This is a genomic window from Kitasatospora sp. NPDC058032 (assembly GCF_042885845.1).
Classification (GTDB): Bacteria; Actinomycetota; Actinomycetes; order Streptomycetales; family Streptomycetaceae; genus Kitasatospora.
Genome location: NZ_JBHVRK010000001.1, coordinates 503,843 through 521,375, shown reverse-complemented (window position 1 = coordinate 521,375; position 17,533 = coordinate 503,843). Strand labels below are relative to the sequence as shown.

General features: G+C 75.6%; 13 protein-coding genes and 2 pseudogenes. 6 read left to right on the top strand and 9 right to left on the bottom strand.

Going from position 1 to position 17,533, the window contains the following annotated elements:
• Positions 1–7: 7 nt before the first annotated feature.
• Complete coding sequence (locus tag ACFVUH_RS02285) at positions 8–1,510, bottom strand: right-handed parallel beta-helix repeat-containing protein (protein WP_387910595.1); 1,503 nt, start codon at positions 1,508–1,510, stop codon at positions 8–10.
• Positions 1,511–1,770: 260 nt separating this feature from the next.
• Here ACFVUH_RS02285 and ACFVUH_RS02280 point away from each other — a divergent pair, with 260 nt between their 5' ends.
• On the top strand, positions 1,771–2,535 hold the full coding sequence (locus ACFVUH_RS02280) for a serine hydrolase (RefSeq protein ID WP_387910594.1): 765 nt from the start codon (positions 1,771–1,773) through the stop codon (positions 2,533–2,535).
• Here ACFVUH_RS02280 and ACFVUH_RS02275 read toward each other — a convergent pair.
• The 6 genes from ACFVUH_RS02275 to ACFVUH_RS02250 all read right to left on the bottom strand — a co-directional run bounded on the left by ACFVUH_RS02275 (position 2,480) and on the right by ACFVUH_RS02250 (position 9,559).
• Positions 2,480–3,565, bottom strand: a complete 1,086-nt coding sequence (locus ACFVUH_RS02275) for an aminotransferase class I/II-fold pyridoxal phosphate-dependent enzyme (protein ID WP_387910593.1) — start codon at positions 3,563–3,565, stop codon at positions 2,480–2,482. The genes ACFVUH_RS02280 and ACFVUH_RS02275 overlap by 56 nt on opposite strands.
• Positions 3,566–3,772: 207 nt before the next feature.
• Positions 3,773–4,906 (bottom strand): FAD-dependent monooxygenase, encoded by a 1,134-nt coding sequence (locus ACFVUH_RS02270; RefSeq protein ID WP_387910592.1) that lies wholly within the window; start codon positions 4,904–4,906, stop codon positions 3,773–3,775.
• Positions 4,907–4,984: 78 nt separating this feature from the next.
• On the bottom strand, positions 4,985–5,596 hold the full coding sequence (locus tag ACFVUH_RS02265) for an ATP/GTP-binding protein (RefSeq protein WP_355362681.1): 612 nt from the start codon (positions 5,594–5,596) through the stop codon (positions 4,985–4,987).
• Positions 5,597–5,599: 3 nt separating this feature from the next.
• Positions 5,600–6,031, bottom strand: a complete 432-nt coding sequence (locus tag ACFVUH_RS02260) for a DUF742 domain-containing protein (RefSeq protein ID WP_380680410.1) — start codon at positions 6,029–6,031, stop codon at positions 5,600–5,602.
• A gap of 7 nt (positions 6,032–6,038) precedes the next feature.
• Positions 6,039–6,470, bottom strand: a complete 432-nt coding sequence (locus ACFVUH_RS02255; protein WP_355362683.1) for a roadblock/LC7 domain-containing protein — start codon at positions 6,468–6,470, stop codon at positions 6,039–6,041.
• On the bottom strand, positions 6,467–9,559 hold the full coding sequence (locus tag ACFVUH_RS02250; protein WP_387910591.1) for a nitrate- and nitrite sensing domain-containing protein: 3,093 nt from the start codon (positions 9,557–9,559) through the stop codon (positions 6,467–6,469). The genes ACFVUH_RS02255 and ACFVUH_RS02250 overlap by 4 nt, the downstream gene beginning before the upstream one ends.
• Positions 9,560–10,292: 733 nt before the next feature.
• On the opposite strand from ACFVUH_RS02250, the pseudogene ACFVUH_RS02245 reads away from it, so the two are divergent.
• Positions 10,293–11,957 (top strand): annotated as a pseudogene (locus ACFVUH_RS02245) (2-isopropylmalate synthase); the annotation flags it as partial.
• Positions 11,958–11,990: 33 nt separating this feature from the next.
• Positions 11,991–12,488: a YbaK/EbsC family protein gene (locus tag ACFVUH_RS02240; protein WP_355362981.1), complete on the top strand. Its 498-nt coding sequence runs from the start codon at positions 11,991–11,993 to the stop codon at positions 12,486–12,488.
• A gap of 151 nt (positions 12,489–12,639) precedes the next feature.
• On the opposite strand, the gene ACFVUH_RS02235 is transcribed toward ACFVUH_RS02240, so the two are convergent.
• A complete protein-coding gene (locus ACFVUH_RS02235; protein WP_387910590.1) occupies positions 12,640–14,052 on the bottom strand; it encodes an MFS transporter in 1,413 nt (470 codons plus the stop codon).
• A gap of 124 nt (positions 14,053–14,176) precedes the next feature.
• On the opposite strand from ACFVUH_RS02235, the gene ACFVUH_RS02230 reads away from it, so the two are divergent.
• Entirely contained in the window at positions 14,177–14,896 is a 720-nt protein-coding gene (locus tag ACFVUH_RS02230) for a helix-turn-helix domain-containing protein (RefSeq protein WP_387910589.1), read from the top strand.
• Positions 14,897–14,961: 65 nt separating this feature from the next.
• On the opposite strand, the pseudogene ACFVUH_RS02225 reads toward ACFVUH_RS02230, so the two are convergent.
• Positions 14,962–16,148: pseudogene (locus ACFVUH_RS02225) on the bottom strand (NAD(P)-binding protein).
• A gap of 440 nt (positions 16,149–16,588) precedes the next feature.
• Between ACFVUH_RS02225 and ACFVUH_RS02220 the strand changes: the two are divergent.
• Together ACFVUH_RS02220 and ACFVUH_RS02215 are read left to right on the top strand one after the other, a co-directional pair.
• Entirely contained in the window at positions 16,589–16,855 is a 267-nt protein-coding gene (locus tag ACFVUH_RS02220) for a hypothetical protein (protein ID WP_387910588.1), read from the top strand.
• On the top strand, positions 16,855–17,478 hold the full coding sequence (locus ACFVUH_RS02215; RefSeq protein ID WP_387910587.1) for a restriction endonuclease: 624 nt from the start codon (positions 16,855–16,857) through the stop codon (positions 17,476–17,478). The genes ACFVUH_RS02220 and ACFVUH_RS02215 overlap by 1 nt, the downstream gene beginning before the upstream one ends.
• Positions 17,479–17,533 lie beyond the last annotated feature (55 nt).

Genomic DNA, 17,533 nt, shown 5'->3' with positions numbered 1-17,533 from the left:
TCCGCGGTCAGGAGCCGCCGGTGCGGCCGGGGCCGGGCAGGGCGACCTCGGAGGTGGACGTGCGGACCGGACCGGCCGGTCCGGTCGCGGTGAGCGTCACGGTGTAGGTGCCGGGGGCGGGGTAGTCGTGGTCGAGGAACCCGTAGCCGAGCTCGACCGCACGGGGCACGCTGCCGTCCCCGAAGTCCAGGCTCGCGGTGCCCGGTGTCCAGCCGGCGGAGTACCCGACCGCCAACCGCACGTTGAGCGGGTGGCCCGGCCAGGGGCGGTGGCGGGCGCTCACGCGGACGCGCAGCGGGTCCTGGAGCTCGATGGCACCGCGGTCCCGGTAGCCCCACGCGGTGGGGTTGGGGAAGCCGGGGTGATCGGCCGGCTCGGCGCCGTGGAGGTCGGTGGCCGGCGTGCCGAGGGCGGTCGGGTCGGCCGCGTCGGTCAGACCCGCCACGGCGGACGGGGTGTAGTCCTCGCCGTCGGCGGCGAATCCCGGGTCGACGGCGTTGTCGCTCGCGCCCTGTCCGACCGCCCGGAAGGCCTCGGGGGTGGCGAACGGGGTGCCGCCCCAGGAATAGGCGTACGGGCCCGACGGGACGACGGTGTTGTAGTCGACCTTGGTGCTCCGGACGGATCCGGCCGACACCACCAGGGGTATCGCGGTGGGCGGTGCGCCGCCGCAGCGCGGGGCGGGACGCTTGGCCAGGATGTTGTTCTCGGCCACCGACCCGGTGGAGTTCCCGGCGAACTCCAGGTCGGTCCCGCAGTTGCGTCCGAAGGTGTTGCCCACCACGATCGTGCGGGGCGCGTCGGTGGCCACCACGCCGCGGCCGGCGCCCCCGGTGATCAGGTTGGTGGTGACGACGACGCCGGAGGTCCCGCTGTCGACCGCGACGCCGGTGACGGGCGCGGCGGAGATCCGGTTGCGGCTCACCGTGACGTTGGCGCCCGTACCGGTGATCCGGACGCTCGGGGTCGCCGCCGGGAAGGCCTGGACGCCGCCGCGGGCCGGATCGCCCGCCTCCACGTCGTTGTGGTCGACGAGGATCCGGGTGGAGTCCTTGACGAGCACGCCCTCCTGCGGGGCGTCGAGGCGCAGGCCGGACACGGTGATGTCGTGCACGCCCTCGAACACGAAGGCGTGCGGAGCGGGGGGCGCCCCCGGGGCCCAGCGGCGGGTGCCCACGGACGCGTTCGGCACGCGGTCGGCCTGCTCGGCGCCCTGGAAGACGATCGGACGACCGGGCTCGCCGGAGCGCCTGACGGTGACCTGGCCGGTGAACCGCCGGTCGGGTGCGAGCTGGACGGTCTGCCCGGGTCCGGCCACGTCGGCGGCGGCCTGGACCGTGCAGAAAGGCCGCTCCCGGGTGCCGGTCCCGGCGTCCGAGCAGTTCGAGCGGGGGCCGTTGTCGACGTGGAGCACGGTGGTCTCGGCGTGCGCGGTGAACGGGAGCACGGTCCCGGCGATCGCGGAGCCGGCGGCCGCGAGCGCGAGGCCGACCTGACGGGATGCTGGCACGGGCGGGATCCTCCTGGGGCAGCAGGCGCGGAATCGGCGTCACGGGGCTGACGTACCGACAGAAAGCGTGTGCGGGCGGATGGATGCGGGATCCGCCAAGAGTATCCATGACCCGCGCGTGCGGTCTCAACCGGACGTGTGGTGCGGCCGGCGGCCGTCCGGCGGCATCGTCGAGGCGCGCGTCGGTTTGGGGCGGGCTCCGGGCGGGGACGGTGGCCGACATGCTTTCCGTAGTGGTCGCCCCATGGGGCGCAGAGCCGGTGTTCGAGCGGAACGGGGACGAGCCGCACGACGCCGCCAGCACGATGAAGGTCGCCGTCCTGACCGCACTGCACCGGGCCGGGGCCGACCCCCGCGAACCGGTGCCCGTGGTCAACGGCTTCGTGTCGCGGGCGGGAGGTGCGTTCGCCAACGACCCGGACCGGGACAGTGATCCGGTGCCGTGGACGCTGCTCGGCGCCACCGTGCCGCTGGGGCTGCTCACCGAGCGGATGATCACCCACTCGTCCAACCTCGCCACCAACCTCTGCCTGGCCCGGGCCGGCCACGAGGCCGTCGACGAGGTGTGGCGGCGCGCCGGGGCCACCCGCAGCGCCAGCCCGCGCGGCATCGAGGACCACCCGGCCCGCGCGGCGGGCCTGCACAACCTGGTCACCGCGCGCGACCTCGTCCGGTTGCTGCAGTCCCTGGACGGCGAACCGGAGGTGCTCGCGCTGCTGGAGCGCAACGCCTTCCGGGTCGACCTCGCGGCCGGGCTGCCGCCGGGGACCAGGGTCGCGTTCAAGAACGGCTGGTTCCCCGGCGTGCGGCACTGCGTCGGCCTGGTCAGTCCGCAGGACTGTCCGCCGTACCTGCTGGCCGTCTGCTACTCCGGCCCGCTGGCCTCGGGCGCCGACGGGGCCGAGGCCGATCCGGCGGCCCGCCTGGTGGCCCGGGTCTCGGCGGCGGTCTGGGCCCGGCGGCACGCGATCACCCGGGCCGCTGGTCGCACAGCTCCACCAGTCCCGCCAGAGCCGGTTCGTTGAGCAGGTTGATCCGCACATAGCCGGGGTGGCCGGGGAGTTCGAAGTAGCGGCCGTCCAGGGCGAGCAGGCGCTCGGGCGGGGCGGCGGGACGGGCGAACAGGAAGTAGCCGGTGTCGATCGGCGCCTGGGCGGCCAGCGCTCCGGAGGCGGTGAGGCGCTGGTGGCCGGCGCGGACGTGGTCGAGCAGGCGGTGGTTGCCCTCGAGCAGCATCAGGTCGGCGGCCCGGTGGGCGAACAGCCGGTCGGCGAGGGTGACATCGCCGTGCAGGTTGAGGTGCAGCTCGGCGAGTGGTTCTCGCAGCGGCTCGGGCACCAGCAGGTGGGCGCAGCGGTAGCCGTGGATGGACAGGAACTTGGTGGGGCAGACCATCCGCAGCGTGAGGTCGGCGGGCAGCGCGGCGGAGTCCTCGCGGCGCCCGCCGTCCCAGCGCATGTACTGGAAGGTGCCGTCGACGAACACCAGGGATCCGGTGGCGAGTTGCCACTCGGCGAGCTGCTTCAGCACCAGCTTGGGAACCCGCCGGCCGGTGTACCAGACCGGGTCGGTGAGCAGCAGGACGGTCCGCTCGTCCGGCAGCCGCAGGTCGAATCCGGGCTGGTGGGCGTGCGTCTCGGCGACCGGGACCGGCTCGATGCCGAACCGCCGGAAGAAGTAGGCGAACTTGTAGTACACCGGCGGCAGGTAGTGGATCCGGGTGCGGCCGGTGGTGCGCAGCCAGGTGCAGAAGGTGCCGAGCAGCGCGCTGGCGCCGCCGGCCGGGACGACCTGGTCCGGCGAGCACGGCTCGGCGTCGTAACTCTCGTGCAGGCGGGCGATCTTGGCGCGCAGTGCGAGGTCCTCGTCGAGCGCCGCGTAGCGGCCGACGTCGCCGAGCCGGTACGGCGGGGTGTGGGCGAGGTCGCCGAGGTAGTCGGCCACGAAGGGGTGGCCGCCGTTGTAGTCGGAGACGAACAGCCGTCCGTCCGGTCGCTGCCGGGCCCTCTCCACGGCTTCGTGCAGGTCGAGCATGCGGAACAACGACGGCGTCATCCGTCCCCCTCGGGCGCTGGCCACTTTGTCGGACGGGCGTCAAGTCTGTCCGGGGCCCGGCGCGGACACAAGTCCGCGCCGGGCCCGGGTGGTTCGCGTGCGGGCTACCGGGCCGTAACGGCCGGATCGGCGGGCCGTGGCGGCTGGATTTCGCTGCGGCCGGATCCGGTGCGGCCGGATCGGTACCGCCGGATCGCCGTGGCGGGATCAGTACGGCTGGACGAGTACGTGCGCCGCGCCCGGGACGCCGACCTTGAGCAGCTCGTCCTCCTCCGGGGTGGTCGGCGTGCCGGTCTCCTGCTTGAGGACCGCCCGGGACAGCGCCTGCACCCACATGGCGCGCGGCCGGCGGCGCTCCTCCCAGGCGGCCAGCGCCGCGGGCACCGTCTCGGCGGCGTCCAGGCTCTGCGCCAGTACCAGGGCGTCCTCGACGGCCATCGCGGCGCCCTGCGCCAGGTGCGGGGTGGAGGCGTGCGCGGCGTCGCCGGCCAGCACCACCCGGCCGACGTGCCACGGCTCCTCGACGGTGACCTGCGAGATCCGCGAGTACACCACCGCCGCCGGGTCGGTGACCCGGGCCAGCGCCTCGGCGATCGGCCCGCCGAAGCCGGCCAGGCGCTCGCGCAGCTGCTCGTGGGCGCGCTCCGGGTCCGGGCGGAAGTCCGCGGCCTCGGCGAACACCGAGCCCAGGTACATGAGTTCGTCGCTGATCGGGGTCAGCAGCGCCTTCGCCGCGAGGTTGCCGGTGGACATCAGCACGCCCTGCAGCTCGGGCGAACGCGGCAGGGTGACCCGCCAGTTGGCGAATCCGGTGTACTCGGGCGTGTACTTCTCGCCGTACAGCCGCTTGCGCAGCGGCGAGCCGATGCCGTCGAAGCCGACCACCAGGTCGTAGCGGGCGCTGCTGCCGTCCGACAGGGTGACCGCCACCTCCTCGCCCTCGTCGGCGAGTTCGGTGACGGTGGTGCCGAAGCGCAGGGTCGCCCCGGCGGCGGTGGCGGACGCGGCGAGCACCTCGGCCAGCGCCGGGCGGGGGATGCCGTTGTTGGAGGGCGCGCCGTCCATCCGGGGCTGCGGGATCTTCGCGAGGACGCCGCCGGCCGGGTCGCAGATGGTCAGTACCTCCCACTCGAAGCCGACCGCCAGGCACTGCTCCAGCACGCCGATCTCGCGCATCACGTGCAGCGCGTTGGAGGGCTGGATGATGCCGACGCCGAGCGCCTCCAGGGCGTCGCGCAGCTCGACGACGTCGACCCGGTGGCCGCGGCCGGCGAGGGCGGTGGCGGCGGTCAGGCCGCCGATGCCGGCGCCGTGGACGAGGACGCGCAGGGGTGGGGTCATGGTGGTGGTACTCCAAGCGGGAGGAAGCGGGGAAGGGGGAGGCGGGGAAGGGGAAGCGGGGAGAAGAAGGGAAACGTTTCAGCGGGCCTGGGCGTCGGCCGACAGCTCCATCAGGTGGTCGACCAGCGCGAGCAGCAGGTCCCGCCCGAACATCCGCACCCGCACGTCGCCGACCAGCATCGGCACCTGCGGGTCGAGGTCCAGCGCGGCCCGGACCTCCGCGACGGTGCGGGTGTTCTCCCCGTGGAAGCAGTTGATCGCCACCACGAACGGGATGCCCCGGCTCTCGAAGAAGTCGATCGAGGCGAAGCTGGTCTCCAGCCGGCGGGTGTCCGCGATCACGATGCCGCCGAGCGCGCCGTTCACCAGGTCGTTCCACATGAACCAGAAGCGCTCCTGGCCGGGCGTGCCGAACAGGTAGATCACCAGCTCCGGGCTGACCGTGATCCGCCCGAAGTCCAGCGCGACCGTGGTGGTCTCCTTGTTGTCCACCCCGGACAGGTCGTCCACGCCCTCGCTGGCACGGGTCAGGTACTCCTCGGTGCGCAGCGGGGCGACCTCGCTGACCGTGCCGACCAGGGTGGTCTTGCCCACCCCGAAGCCGCCGGCGATGAGGATCTTCAGCGCGGAGGGGGCGGCGGATGTGAGGGGGGACGAGTGGGAGGAAGGGAGAGGTGCGGATGGTGCCATGGTTCAGAGCCTCCGGAGTCCTTCGCGTACGGCCGTGAGCAGCCCGAGGTCCAGGCCGCCGTCCCCCGAGGCCCGGGCCACCGAGATCGGCGCCCGGGCCCGCAGCAACCCCTGGGCGATGAGGTCGCCCAGGAGGATCTTGGTCACCGAGACCGGCAGGTCGAGCCCGGCCGCCACCTCGGCGACGGCGGCCGGCCGGCGGCACCGCTCGAGGATCCGGCGGTGCTCCGGCTGCAGCCCGCGGGCGCCGGACGACCGGGCGGCCAGCACCGGGTCCGCGAGCTCCTCCACCGTGGTCAGCAGCGTGATCAGGGTGAGGTGGTCGTGCTCCGGCGCCGTCCGGCCGCGGGTGATGGTGTACGGGCGCACCATCGTGCCCGCGCCGTAGTCGTCGTCCTCGTCCTCGTCGGGCAGCTCGCTCCAGTGCGGCCTCACCGGGGCGTCACCCCCGGTTCCTGGCGGCGAAGGCGTCGAACTCGCTGCGGACCGGGGTGCTGAGCTTCTGGCCGACCTGCTGGACCAGCTGGTGCATGGCCACCGACATCACCTCGGCGTCCACCTCCTGGTCGGCGACCACCGCCAGGTGGGTGCCCTGGGCGGCGGCGATGACGAACAGCCAGACCTCGGCCAGCTCGATGATCACCTGGTGCACCGGGCCGCCGTCGAAGAGCTGGCCGATGCCCCGGGCCAGGCTCTGCTGGCCGGTGGCGACGGCCGCCAGGCGATCGGCGTCGGCGCGGTCGATGGAGCGCGAGTGGCTGACCACGAGGCCGTCGTCGGAGAGCAGAACGGCGCTTCTCGTGCCGGGCACCGCGTCGACGAGTCCGTCCAGCAGCCAGTCGAGGTCCTGGTGGGTGGCGATGGTGCGGTTCATGACTGCTCTTCCGTCCTCGTGGTTCGGGGGTCCGCGGCCGGGAGGGCCCAGGGGGAGGAACCCGGCGCGGGAGTCGGGGGGCCGGTGACGGCCGTGGGGGCGGCCGGGCCGGGCGGCAGGCCGAGGTGCGCCGCGGCGTGGTCCGCGACGTGGTCCGCGGTGGTGCGGTCGGGGCCGGCGGGGTCGGGGTGCCCGGGGGCGGCGCCGGGTGCGGGGTCGGCGAGGCCGCGGGCGGCCCGGGACTGGCGCTGGAAGGCGCCGACCGTGGCGCCGGAGCGGCGGGCCGGCCGCTGGAACGAGCCCGCGGCGGCCGGGGCGGTGCCCGCGGCGCTGCCGACGCTCCCGGCGGCGCCCGCGGTGCCTGCGGCGCCGAGGTTGCCCGGGTCGCCGGTGCCTCCGGCGCCGGGGTGGCCGGCGTAGGGGGCCAGGGGCGGCGGGGGCACGCGCAGCTCGGCGGCCAGGCTGGCCTGCCGGACCCGCTGCGGCAGCGGGGGCTGGGAGCCCGCCGGCCGGGCCGCCGGGGCCGGGTCGGGGGCGGTGGCGGGCTGCTCCGCCGGGCCCGGGCCGTCCTCGCGGCGCCGCTCGGCCAGCCGGTAGTGGTCGGCGGGCCGGTACTGCTCGTCGGCGTACGGGGCCTCGGCAGGCGTCACCGTCGCGTAGGCGATGTCCGGGTAGGCGGGGTCGTCGTACGGCGCCCCGGTGCCGGCCCCGATGGCTCCGCGTCCGGCTCCGGCGACGTAGCCGTACGGGTCGTCGGGCGAGCCGTGCTCGACCGGCCGGCCCGGCTCGGTGAGCGGGTACAGGTAGCCGTCCGCGTCGCCGTGCGCGAAGCCGTCGCCGAGCCCGTCACCGAGCCCGTCAGCGGGCCCGTCGTCGTACCGGGTGTCGACGTGGCCGCCGAAGCCGTCGCCGAAACCGTCGTCGAAGCCGGTGCGGGCCGGGGCCCCGAGCACCTCGTCGTCGGACGGCGGCACGTACTCGACGTGGGCGAAGGCCTGGGCCGGTGCCGGGTGGGTGCCCGGGGTGAACCAGTCGGCGCCCGCCGGGTCCGGGTCCGCCCCGGGCCCTTCGAGGGCCGCCCGCTCCTCGGCCTCGTCCACCGCGACGACCGGCGAGGACGCCGGGGCGGTCGCGGCCGAGGGCATCTCGGTCACCGAGGCGAGCGGCGCCCGCTCCTCGCGCTGCTCGGGCCGCTGGCGCCGGGCGAGCGGGATCGGGGTGACCGCCGCGCCGTCCGGCAGCCCGGCGTCCCCGTCCAGCACGTACTCGCCGGGGACCAGCACGACGACCCTGGTCCCGCCGAAGGCCGACGGGCGGAACTCGATCTGCAGGCCGATCGCGGCCGCCAGCCGGCCCACCACGTGGAAGCCGAGGCGGATGTCGTCGCCGCGCGCCAGCATGTCGGTGCGCGGCGGGTCGTCGGCGAGCGCGGCCGCCATCAGCGCGTTGGCCGCGTCGTACTGCTCCAGGTCCATGCCGAGGCCGCGGTCCTCGATCTCGATGGCGAGCCCGCGCCCGACGACGGCTGCCCGCACGTCGACCGGCGTGGGCGGCTTCGAGAAGCTGGCCGCGTTCTCCATCAGTTCGGCGACCACGTGGGCGACCGGTCCGACCGCCCGCTCGGACAGCCACGGGTGGCCCTCGACGTCCAGGACGATCCGGCGGTACTCCTGCACCTCGCCCTGCGCCGAACGCAGCACGTCCAGCAGCGGCACCGGCTTGCGCCACTTCCGCTGCGGCTGGCCGCCGGCCATGATGACCAGGTTCTCCTCGTAGCGGCGCAGCCGGGCGGTCAGGTGGTCGAGGTCGAACAGACCTTCCAGCACCTCCGGGTCCTCGTGCCGCCGCTCCAGGGCGTCCAGCTTGCGCAGCTGCTGGCCGATCAGCAGCTGGGTGCGGCGCGCGATCCGCTGGAGCAGCCGCTCGAAGCCGCGGTGCTGCTCGGCCTGCCGGACGGCGGTCTCCAGCGCGGAGGTGCGGGCGAGGTTCATCGCCTTGCCCAGCTCGGCCAGCTCGTCGCCGCGGGCCCGTGCCCCGGCGGTGATCGCCCGGCTCTCCGCCTCGACGTCGACCTGCTCGCCGCGGGCGAGGCGCTCGACGACCTCGGGCAGGGTGCGCTCGAGGTCCTGCGCCTGGTGGTGCAGGTCCTTGATCCGCAGGCGCAGCGAGCGGGTCAGCCGCCAGCTGACGACGACCACCACGATCAGCGCGAGCAGGCCGATCACCGCGGTCAGCACGACCCGGGTGAGCAGCGAGAGGAACGAGTCCTTGCCGACCTGGACCACACCTTCGGTGCGGGTTTCGAGGGCCTTCACCAGCTGCGGGTTGACCTGGTCGACCGCCTGGCGCCACTGGTCCTGCAGCTGCGGGAGCCGGACGGTGCCGGTGGCGTCGGCGACGGCCGGGCGGGTGAGCGCCTGCTCCACGGAGGCCTTGGCCTGCCACGCGGTGCCGCTCAGCACGTCCGACCAGGCGCCCCGCTCGTCCTGCGGGAGGTAGGGGACGACCTGGACGGTGAAGAGGTGCTCCTGGGCGCCGATCGACTGCTGGACGAGCTGGTAGTCGGAGGCGCTGAGCTTGCCGGACGGCCAGCCGCGGGCCAGGATCGCGTCCTCGCGGGCCAGCATCTCCTTCGCCCAGAAGGCGTTGACCAGGGTCTTGGAGATCCAGGTGACCTCGCCGACGTCGACGTGGCTGAGCGCGGTGAACAGCCTCAGGTCCACCGCGATCAGGTCGGTGTAGTACGTGTAGACGCCCTGCTGGTCGGCGGTGCCCTTGTCGACGGCGGCCCGCTGGTCGGCCAGCTTCTCCATGGCGCGCCGGGCCTCGTCGACGGCCGTGAGCACCTCGGCGGGCGCGTTGCCGCCGGTCTCCCGGGAGAGGGCCTGGAACTTCTGCACGGCCTCGTCGGTGAGCCGCCGCTGGTTCTTCAGCTGCTCGACGACGGCGGCGGTGCCGGGCCGGGCGAGCACCTCGGCGCTGAGCCGGCGCTCCTCCTGGAGGTTGTAGTAGACGATGTTGGACGGCTGTCCCGCCTTCTGCGCCAGCAGGCCCTGGTCCGCCAGGCGCCGGAAGTCGAGGAAGGTCACACCGCTGGTGACCGCCCACAGGACGGCCAGCGCGATGCTGGGGACGAGGGCGAGGACGAGCAGAGCCGTCCGCAGTGACAGGCGCGGCCGACGCCTGCGGGGGGCCTTCGGCGTCGGGGGCCGCCGATTCGCACGCGCGCGCAGAGCTGACTCCTTGGGGCTGGCGGCCGGCCCGGGAGGGCCGCACCGACCGGGGGCACGGGCTTTATGACGAGGCGATACTAGTCATACGGTGTGTTAGGAGTGAAAGCCCGTTCGATCTTCGGCGGGCGCGCACACAAGTCCTTAACGTCGCCGAAGTGCGGGGTTCACGGCTCCGCCGAGCCCGCGCCGAGTCCGCGCCGAGCCCCCGGCGGGGCCCTCCGCGGCCCCGTCCCGGCTCCTCCGCGACCCCGTCCCCGCCCCTCCTCGCCACCCCTCCTCGCCGCCCCGCAAGTCCCGGTGGGTGGAACGGGGTTGTTCCGGCGGGCGGTTCACGGCTACGGTACCCGGCATCATGCAGACGTGGAGCCTTCTTCTCGGTGGCCGCAGCGGGGTCTGACAGACCGGCACCCCGCTGCGGGTCGCCGTGCTGCCGGTCGTCGTCCCCCCGACACCGAACCAGGGAAGGACCCGCACTCCCGTGCGCTCCACCGAATCCGCACCGAACGCCAAGCCTTTCCCCACCCTGCGCACACCGGCCGGACCGGTCCCGGCCGACGCCCCCGCCTGGAACCGCCAGCGCGCCGGCGCCATGCCGTTCCACCGCTACCGCCCCGCCCACGCCCGCGTCCCGCTGCCGCCCGTCGACGCCCTGCCCGGCGGGCGCAGCTGGCCCGCCCGGCGGATCGAACGGGCCCCGCTGTGGGTCCCGGTCGACCTGCGGGACGGCAACCAGGCGCTCGCCGAACCGATGGACCCGGGCCGCAAGCGCCGGATGTTCGACCTCTTCCTCGCCATGGGCTTCAAGGAGATCGAGGTCGGCTACCCCTCCGCCAGCCGCACCGACTTCGACTTCGTGCGCCACCTCGCCACCACCCCCGGCGCGGTGCCCGAGGACGTCACCGTGGTCGTCTTCACCGCCGCCCGCGCCGACCTGATCGACCGCACCTTCGAGGCCGTCGAGGGCCTGCCCCGGGTCGTCGTCCACCTCTACACCGCCACCGCCCCCGTCTGGCGCGAGCTCGTCCTCGGCCGCGACCGGGCCCAGGTGCGGGAACTGGTCACCGCCGCCGCCGAGCGGATGGCCCGCCGGGCCGGCGACCACCCCGGGATCCGCTTCCAGTTCTCGCCCGAGGTCTTCAACCTGACTGAGCCGGACTACGTGCTGGAACTGTGCGACGGCCTCACCGAGCTGTGGGACGCGAGCCCCGACCGCCCGGTGATCCACAACCTGCCCGCCACCGTCGAGATCGCCACCCCCAACGTCTACGCCGACCAGATCGAGTACCTGCACCGGCACCTGGCCCGGCGCGAGGCGGTGATCCTCTCCGTCCACCCGCACAACGACCGCGGCACCGGCATCGCCTGCGCCGAGCTCGCCCTGCTGGCCGGCGCCCAGCGGGTCGAGGGCTGCCTGTTCGGCAACGGCGAGCGGACCGGCAACGTCGACCTGGCCACCCTCGCGCTGAACCTGTACACCCAGGGCGTCGACCCGATGGTCGACTTCTCCGACATCGACGAGATCCGCCGCACCGTCGAGCACTGCAACCGGCTGCCCGTCCCCGAGCGCCACCCCTACGTCGGCGACCTCGTCCACACCGCCTTCTCCGGCACCCACCAGGACGCCATCAAGAAGGGCCTGGCCCACCACGCCGCCACCGCCGCCCGCCTCGGCGTCCCCGCACGGCAGGCACCGTGGGACGTCCCCTACCTGCCGATCGACCCGGCCGACCTCGGGCGCGACTACGAGGCGGTGATCCGGGTCAACAGCCAGTCCGGCAAGGGCGGCATCGCCTACCTGCTGCAGACCGGACACGGACTGGAGCTGCCGCGCCGGCTGCAGATCGAGTTCTCCCGGGTGGTCCAGGAGTCGACCGACGACAGCGGGCGGGAGGTCACCGCCGACGGGCTGTACGCGCTGTTCCGCGCCACCTACCTGGACGCCGCTCCGCAGTCGGTGGAATGGTGCACCGGGGAGGACGACGGGCGGCACCGGGCGACGGTCACCCTCGCCGGCGCCGTGCACCACGGCGAGGGCAACGGGCCGCTGGCCGCCGTGGCGGCGGCGCTCGGCGCGGCCGGGGTCGCCGTGGACATCCTGCACTTCACCGAGCACGCCGTGCGCACCGGCCCCGACAGCGACGCCGTCGCCTACGTCGAGGCGCGGGTCGACGGGGAGGTGGTCTGGGGCGCCGGGCGCGACTCCTCGGTCCTGACGGCCGGCGTGCGGGCGGTGCTCGGCGCCGTGGCGCGGGCGGGCGCCCTTCCCGCGACGCGGCAGGACGGGGCGATGACCGACGACACGTCCCTGCCCGCCCGCAGCCGGGCGGTGGCCGACGCCCTCGCCGCGGCCGGTCTGCCCGGGGAGATCCGCGTCCTGCCCGACTCCGCCCGCACCGCCGCCGAGGCGGCCGCCGCCCTCGGCTGCGAGGTCGGCGCCATCGCCAACAGCCTGGTCTTCGTCTGCGACGGCGCGCCCCTGCTCGTCATGACCAGCGGCGCCCACCGCGTCGACACCGCCTACCTGGCCGGCGAACTGGGCACCGGCCCGATCACCCGGGCCGGTGCCGACCAGGTCCGCGAGGCCACCGGCCAGGCCATCGGCGGCGTCGCCCCGGTCGGCCACCCGGCGCCGCTGCGCACCGTCGTCGACACCGCCCTCGCCGGCTACGACCTGCTGTGGGCCGCCGCCGGGCACCCGCACACCGTCGTGCCGATGACGTACGGGGAACTGCTGAAGCTGACCGGCGGCACGCCGTCGGCGGTGGCGGCGCCCCAGCAGGGGTAGCGCCCGCGGGCCGGGCCCGCCGGGGAGCGGCGGCCGGGGCGGCCCGCTGCCGGGCCGCCCCGGTCCCACGGCGTCGCGCTCACCCCCGACGCGCCCTCCGCGGGCCCGGGGCGGCGGCCGTAGCACGCGCCCCCGAGCCGTCGCACCCGATCTACCCGCGGCGGGCGGCGCGGGCGACCACGAGGAGGAACAGGCCGCAGGCCGTGACCAGCAGCCAGCCCGGCCGGGAGGCGGCGGCCAGACCGGCCGGGCTCGATCCCGCCACCAGGCCGCCGGCCACCGCGATGCCGACGGCCGAGCCGAGCTGGCGGGCCGTCGAGGTGATCGCCCCGGCCACGCCCGCGCGGTCCGCCGGCAGGCCGCCCACGGCGGTGCTGGTGATCGGCGCGTTGGCGAAGCCGAAGCCGGTGCCCAGCAGGAGGTTGGCGACCAGCAGCAGCGGCACGTCCGCCCCGCCGCCGTCGGACAGCGACGCCCGTACGAGGAGCAGCACGCCCCCGGCCGCCGTGGACCAGGCCGCGAACAGCAGCGGCCGGCGCGGCCCGGCCCCGCCCACCAGCACGCCGGACAGCGGCGCGCACACCGTCGCGCCCAGCGCCATCGGCAGCACGGCCAGCCCGGCGGCCGCCGGCGTCCACCCGCGCGCGTGCTGCAACTGGAACGTGGTGAGCAGCAGACTCACCGTCAGCGCGACGAACACCGCCACCGCGCCCAGCACGGCCGTGCCGAACACCGGCCGCCGGAACAGCCCGAGGTCCATCAGCGGCTCAGCCCGGTGACGCTCGGCGCGCACGAACCCCGCCGTGGCCGCCACCGCCACCGCGCACCCGGCGAGCGCCCACGGCGAGGTCCGGCCGAGCCGCGGCCCCTCGATCAGCACCGCCACCGTCGCGGACACGGCCGCGATGAGCAGGGCCTGGCCCGGCAGGTCGAGCCGGCGGGCCCGCGGCGCCCGGGACTCGGGCACGAACAGCACGCTCAGCACCACGGCCGCCACCACCACCGGCACGTTCACCCAGAACACCGACCGCCAGCCGAACGCGGCGACCAGCGCCCCGCCGGTCACCGGCCCGGCCGCCATGCTCAGCCCGAACACCGACGCCCACACCCCGATCGCCCGGGCCCGCTCCCGGGGATCGGGCATGGCGTTCACCACGATCGCCAGCGCCACCGGGCTGAGCATCGAGGCGCCCACGCCCTGCAGGGCGCGCGCCGCGACCAGCGCGCCCGCCGATGGCGCGAGCGCGCAGCCGAGGGAGGCGAGGCCGAAGACCAGCAGGCCGCACTGGAACACCCGGCGGCGCCCGAAGCGGTCCGCGAGCGCGCCGGCCGTGATCAGCAGGCTCGCGAGGACGACGGTGTAGGAGTCGACGATCCACTCCAGGTCGCGGGTGCCCACCCGCAGGCCGCGCCCGATCGCGGGCAGGCCGACGTTGACGATCGTGGTGTCCAGGCCGACCAGGAACAGGCTCAGCGCGCAGACGGCGAGCACGGTCCAGCGACGGCGGGCGGTGAGCAGGGGAGGGGGCGGCGGTGGTGGTGCGGTGGCCGTGGTGGTGGTCATGGGGTGGGCGCGCCTTCCGGTCGGACGGTCGTATCGGCGCGCCCATGCTGCGGTCGGGGGAGGGCGGGGGCGCAGTGTTCTTGCGGAAACCGCAAAGAGGCGGCTCCGGGGCACAATCGCCTCCATGGACGCCGACTCCACCACGACCGACGACGTTGCCGAGGCGGGCGACGCCGCCGCGAAGGGCGATGCCGTGACGCCGGGCGATGCCGCCGCGACGGGCGATGCCGTGACGCCGGGCGATGTCGCTGCGAGCGCTGGCGACGGTACGGCTGACGACGTCACGCGGACCATCGCCGCCATCGGACCCCGGCTGCGCGCGCTGCGCCTCGGTCGCGGTCTCACCCTGGACGCCCTCGCCGCCGTCACCGGCATCTCCGTGAGCACCCTGTCCCGCGTGGAGTCCGGCCACCGCCGCCCCACCCTCGACCTGCTCATCCCGCTCGCCCGCGCCCACCGCGTCGCCCTGGACCACCTGATCTCCGCCCCCGCCACCGGCGACCCCCGCCTCCACCTCCGGCCCCGCCGGCGCGACTCCGGCAGCGTCCTCGTCCCGCTCACCCAGTACCCGGGCCGGGTGCAGGCCTTCAAACAGGTCCTCGCCCCGCGCGAACCCGGACTCGTCAGCCACGCCGGCCACGCATGGCTCTACGTGCTCGCCGGCGAGCTGCGGCTGCTCGTCGGCGACCGCGCGTTCACCCTCCACCCGGGCGAGGCCGCCGAGTTCGACACCGCCGAACCCCACTGGTTCGGCCCGGCCGGCTCCGAGGCCGTGGAGATCCTCCACCTCTACGGCCCCCACGGCGACCAGGCCGTGCTGCGCACCGGCACCACCCCCGCCTAGGAAGTCGGCCCGGTCGACTTCCTGTGCGCGGCGGGGGCCGGGTGCCATTGACGGACGCTCGTCGTTCAAGAGGTCGACCGGGCCCGCGAGTTGAGTCGGTGACGGTGCGCCGGGTGGAGGGTGAGCGCGAGCGAGACCGCTTCGAGGGCGCTGGTGAAGGAGACCTCGCTCAGCACGCCCGGGGCGGCGACCTGGTCGCCGACGAGGTGGGCGCCGTCGCCCCGGTCGACCGCCGGGCGGTCGCGCCAGGTGGCGCCGGGGCGGTCGACGGCGCCGGTGCGGCCGGCGGCGACGCCGGTTCGGCGCCACAGCAGGCGCTCGGGCCGGCCGGCGAAGCCCAGGTCCAGCAGGTGCTCGGCCCTGGCCAGTCCGGACGCCCTCGACTCGTCCGGAGCCAGCGGGAGTTGGGCCTGGACCAGCTGCTCGCCGGCCGGGGCCAGGCTGTCGTCCTGGGCGGTGAAGCGCTCCACCCAGCCGGTGCGGTCCAGGTCCGAGACGAAGAAGGCGTCGCCGCGCCGCGAGCGCAGCGCCACGTCCAGCAGCAGCGTCCGGCCGCTCTCCCCGGACAGCCCCGGATCGCCGAGCAGCCGGTGCGCCGAGGCCAGCGAGGTCGCGACATGACCGGGCCGTCGTCGGGCGGCAGCGCCTCCAGCCGTGAGCCGGTCTCGATCCGCACGCCCAACTCCAGAGCCCGGGCCGTCATCCGGTCGACCACCGACTGCCAGCCGCCCACCGGGTACACCGCCTCCGGCGGCAGGCTCGCGGCCCGGCGCAGCCGCTCCTGGGTGAACGCCGCCGACAGCAGCCCCGGGGCGTGGTGGAAGGTCGCGACCGCCGCGAAGTTGGCCGCCGCCCGCGCCGTCCGCTCGCCCGCCACCTCGCTCGCCCAGCCCAGGAAGGTCCGGCCGACGGGCGCGTCCCGGCGGGCCGCCAGCCGGGCCGGCGCCGGCGGCGGCAGCGCGCGCGGCCGGTCGTCGAGGAGGAAACGGGTGCGGGCCGGCGCGCCGAGCGGGACCCGGGCGAGCGGGCCGACCACCCCGCGCCGGCGCAGCCACGCCCAGTGCGGGCCGAGCCGGTAGAAGGCGTGCGGCCCCTCGTTGGGCCCGGTACGGCGCCCGCGCGGTGCGGGCCCGGCCGCCGAGCCGCCGGTGCGCCTCGTGGAGCGTCACCTCGGTGCCGGCCTCGGCCGCCGCGATGGCCGCCGTCAGGCCGCCGAAACCCCACCGATGATGGTCATCCGCCGCCGCGCCATGGGCCCGTCCTCCGTCGGTCGTCCGTGTCCGGCCGCTCCGGATCGGTTCCGGGCGCGCCGCTGTCGGGAGGGGGACGGCGCGGCGTCCCCGGATGTGACAGCCCGTCGCGCAGCGGGCGGTGGGGGCGGGGAGCGGGGGCGGGACCGGTGCCGCCCGGCGTGCGTGGGGCGTGCGGGGCGGCGCGTGTTCGGGAGCGGGCGCCGGGCGGGTTCCCGTCAAGTCGGTGCGGCGACGTTCTCGCAGGTCGGGCGGGGTGCGGGGTGGTGGGGGCGGCATGGACGGCGAGGGTCGGGAGTGGTGAGGGTGGCCGGTTCCCGGCGCTCCGGCGGTGCGCGTAGCGAACAACGGCCCGCCGCTGTCGGCCGCCGCTGCTACACCGAAGGCTGCGACACCGAAGGCCGGTGCGGCGCGGGCCGTTGTGGCGAAGGAGGCAGCAGGTATGGCAGGTGGCGGTGAGTGGGTCAACGTGCGCGCCCATCTCCGGCGCAAACCCGGATCGGGCGGAGGCGGCGGAGGCGGCGGAGGCGGCCGGAACGGTGGCGGCGCGGGGCGGCGGACCAGCGGGTGGGTGCTCGCCGGGGCGGTCGCGGTGTGCTACCTCTACGGGCACTTCGTCGGCTACCGCGACGACGCCGCAGGGCCGGTGCCCGCCACGCCCGCCGCGTCCGCCGAGGCGTCGGCGTCCTCCATCGCGGGGGCGCCCTGATGGCCCTGCCCTTCCGAAAACCGCGCGGCCCGGTGGAGCGGCTGGCGGCGGCGCTCGTCGCCGCGGCGGTCGCGGTCGCGGTGCTCGGCATCACCCAGGCGCTGCTGCGCTCCTGGGTGTTCCTCGCGGCGGTCGCCGCGCTCGCGCTCGCCGGCGCCGTCTGCGGCCCGATGCTGGAGCGCACCCGCACCGAACGGCTGGCCGGCCTGCGCCTCAGCCTCGCCGAGGTGGACGCGATGGGCGACCAGGACTTCGAGTACGCGCTGCGCGACCTGCTGGTCCGGGACGGCTGGACGGCGGACCAGGTCGGCCGGCAGGGCGACCAGGCCGCCGACGTGGTCGGCCACCACCCCCGGCACGGCCGGATCGTCCTCCAGGCCAAGCACACCACCGTCGGCGCCAAGGTCGGCGTGCAGGTGATGTACCAGGTCAAGGGGACCGCCGGCCCCGTGCACGGCGCCGACGTCGCCGTGGTGGTCACCAACGGCGGCCTCACCCGCGACGCGATGGCCTGGGGCGACCAGTACGGGGTGCACTGGGTCGACCGCGCCCGGCTGGAGAGCTGGGCGGCGGTCGGTCGGCCGCTGCACCACCTGCTGCCACTGCCGCGCCGCCCGCTCTGACCTTGCCCTCCCTCCCTCCCTCCCTCTTCCTCCATCCCTTCCTTTCCCCTCCCGT

Excerpts from the sequence above, each read along its gene's own strand:
- ACFVUH_RS02275 (WP_387910593.1), bottom strand. The coding sequence starts at position 3,565 with ATGACGCCGTCGTTGTTCCGCATGCTCGACCTGCACGAAGCCGTGGAG.
- ACFVUH_RS02270 (WP_387910592.1), bottom strand. The coding sequence starts at position 4,906 with ATGACCCCACCCCTGCGCGTCCTCGTCCACGGCGCCGGCATCGGCGGC.
- ACFVUH_RS02265 (WP_355362681.1), bottom strand. The coding sequence starts at position 5,596 with ATGGCACCATCCGCACCTCTCCCTTCCTCCCACTCGTCCCCCCTCACA.
- ACFVUH_RS02255 (WP_355362683.1), bottom strand. The coding sequence starts at position 6,470 with ATGAACCGCACCATCGCCACCCACCAGGACCTCGACTGGCTGCTGGAC.
- ACFVUH_RS02240 (WP_355362981.1), top strand. The coding sequence starts at position 11,991 with ATGACCGACGACACGTCCCTGCCCGCCCGCAGCCGGGCGGTGGCCGAC.
- ACFVUH_RS02235 (WP_387910590.1), bottom strand. The coding sequence starts at position 14,052 with ATGACCACCACCACGGCCACCGCACCACCACCGCCGCCCCCTCCCCTG.
- ACFVUH_RS02230 (WP_387910589.1), top strand. The coding sequence starts at position 14,177 with ATGGACGCCGACTCCACCACGACCGACGACGTTGCCGAGGCGGGCGAC.
- ACFVUH_RS02220 (WP_387910588.1), top strand. The coding sequence starts at position 16,589 with ATGGCAGGTGGCGGTGAGTGGGTCAACGTGCGCGCCCATCTCCGGCGC.
- ACFVUH_RS02215 (WP_387910587.1), top strand. The coding sequence starts at position 16,855 with ATGGCCCTGCCCTTCCGAAAACCGCGCGGCCCGGTGGAGCGGCTGGCG.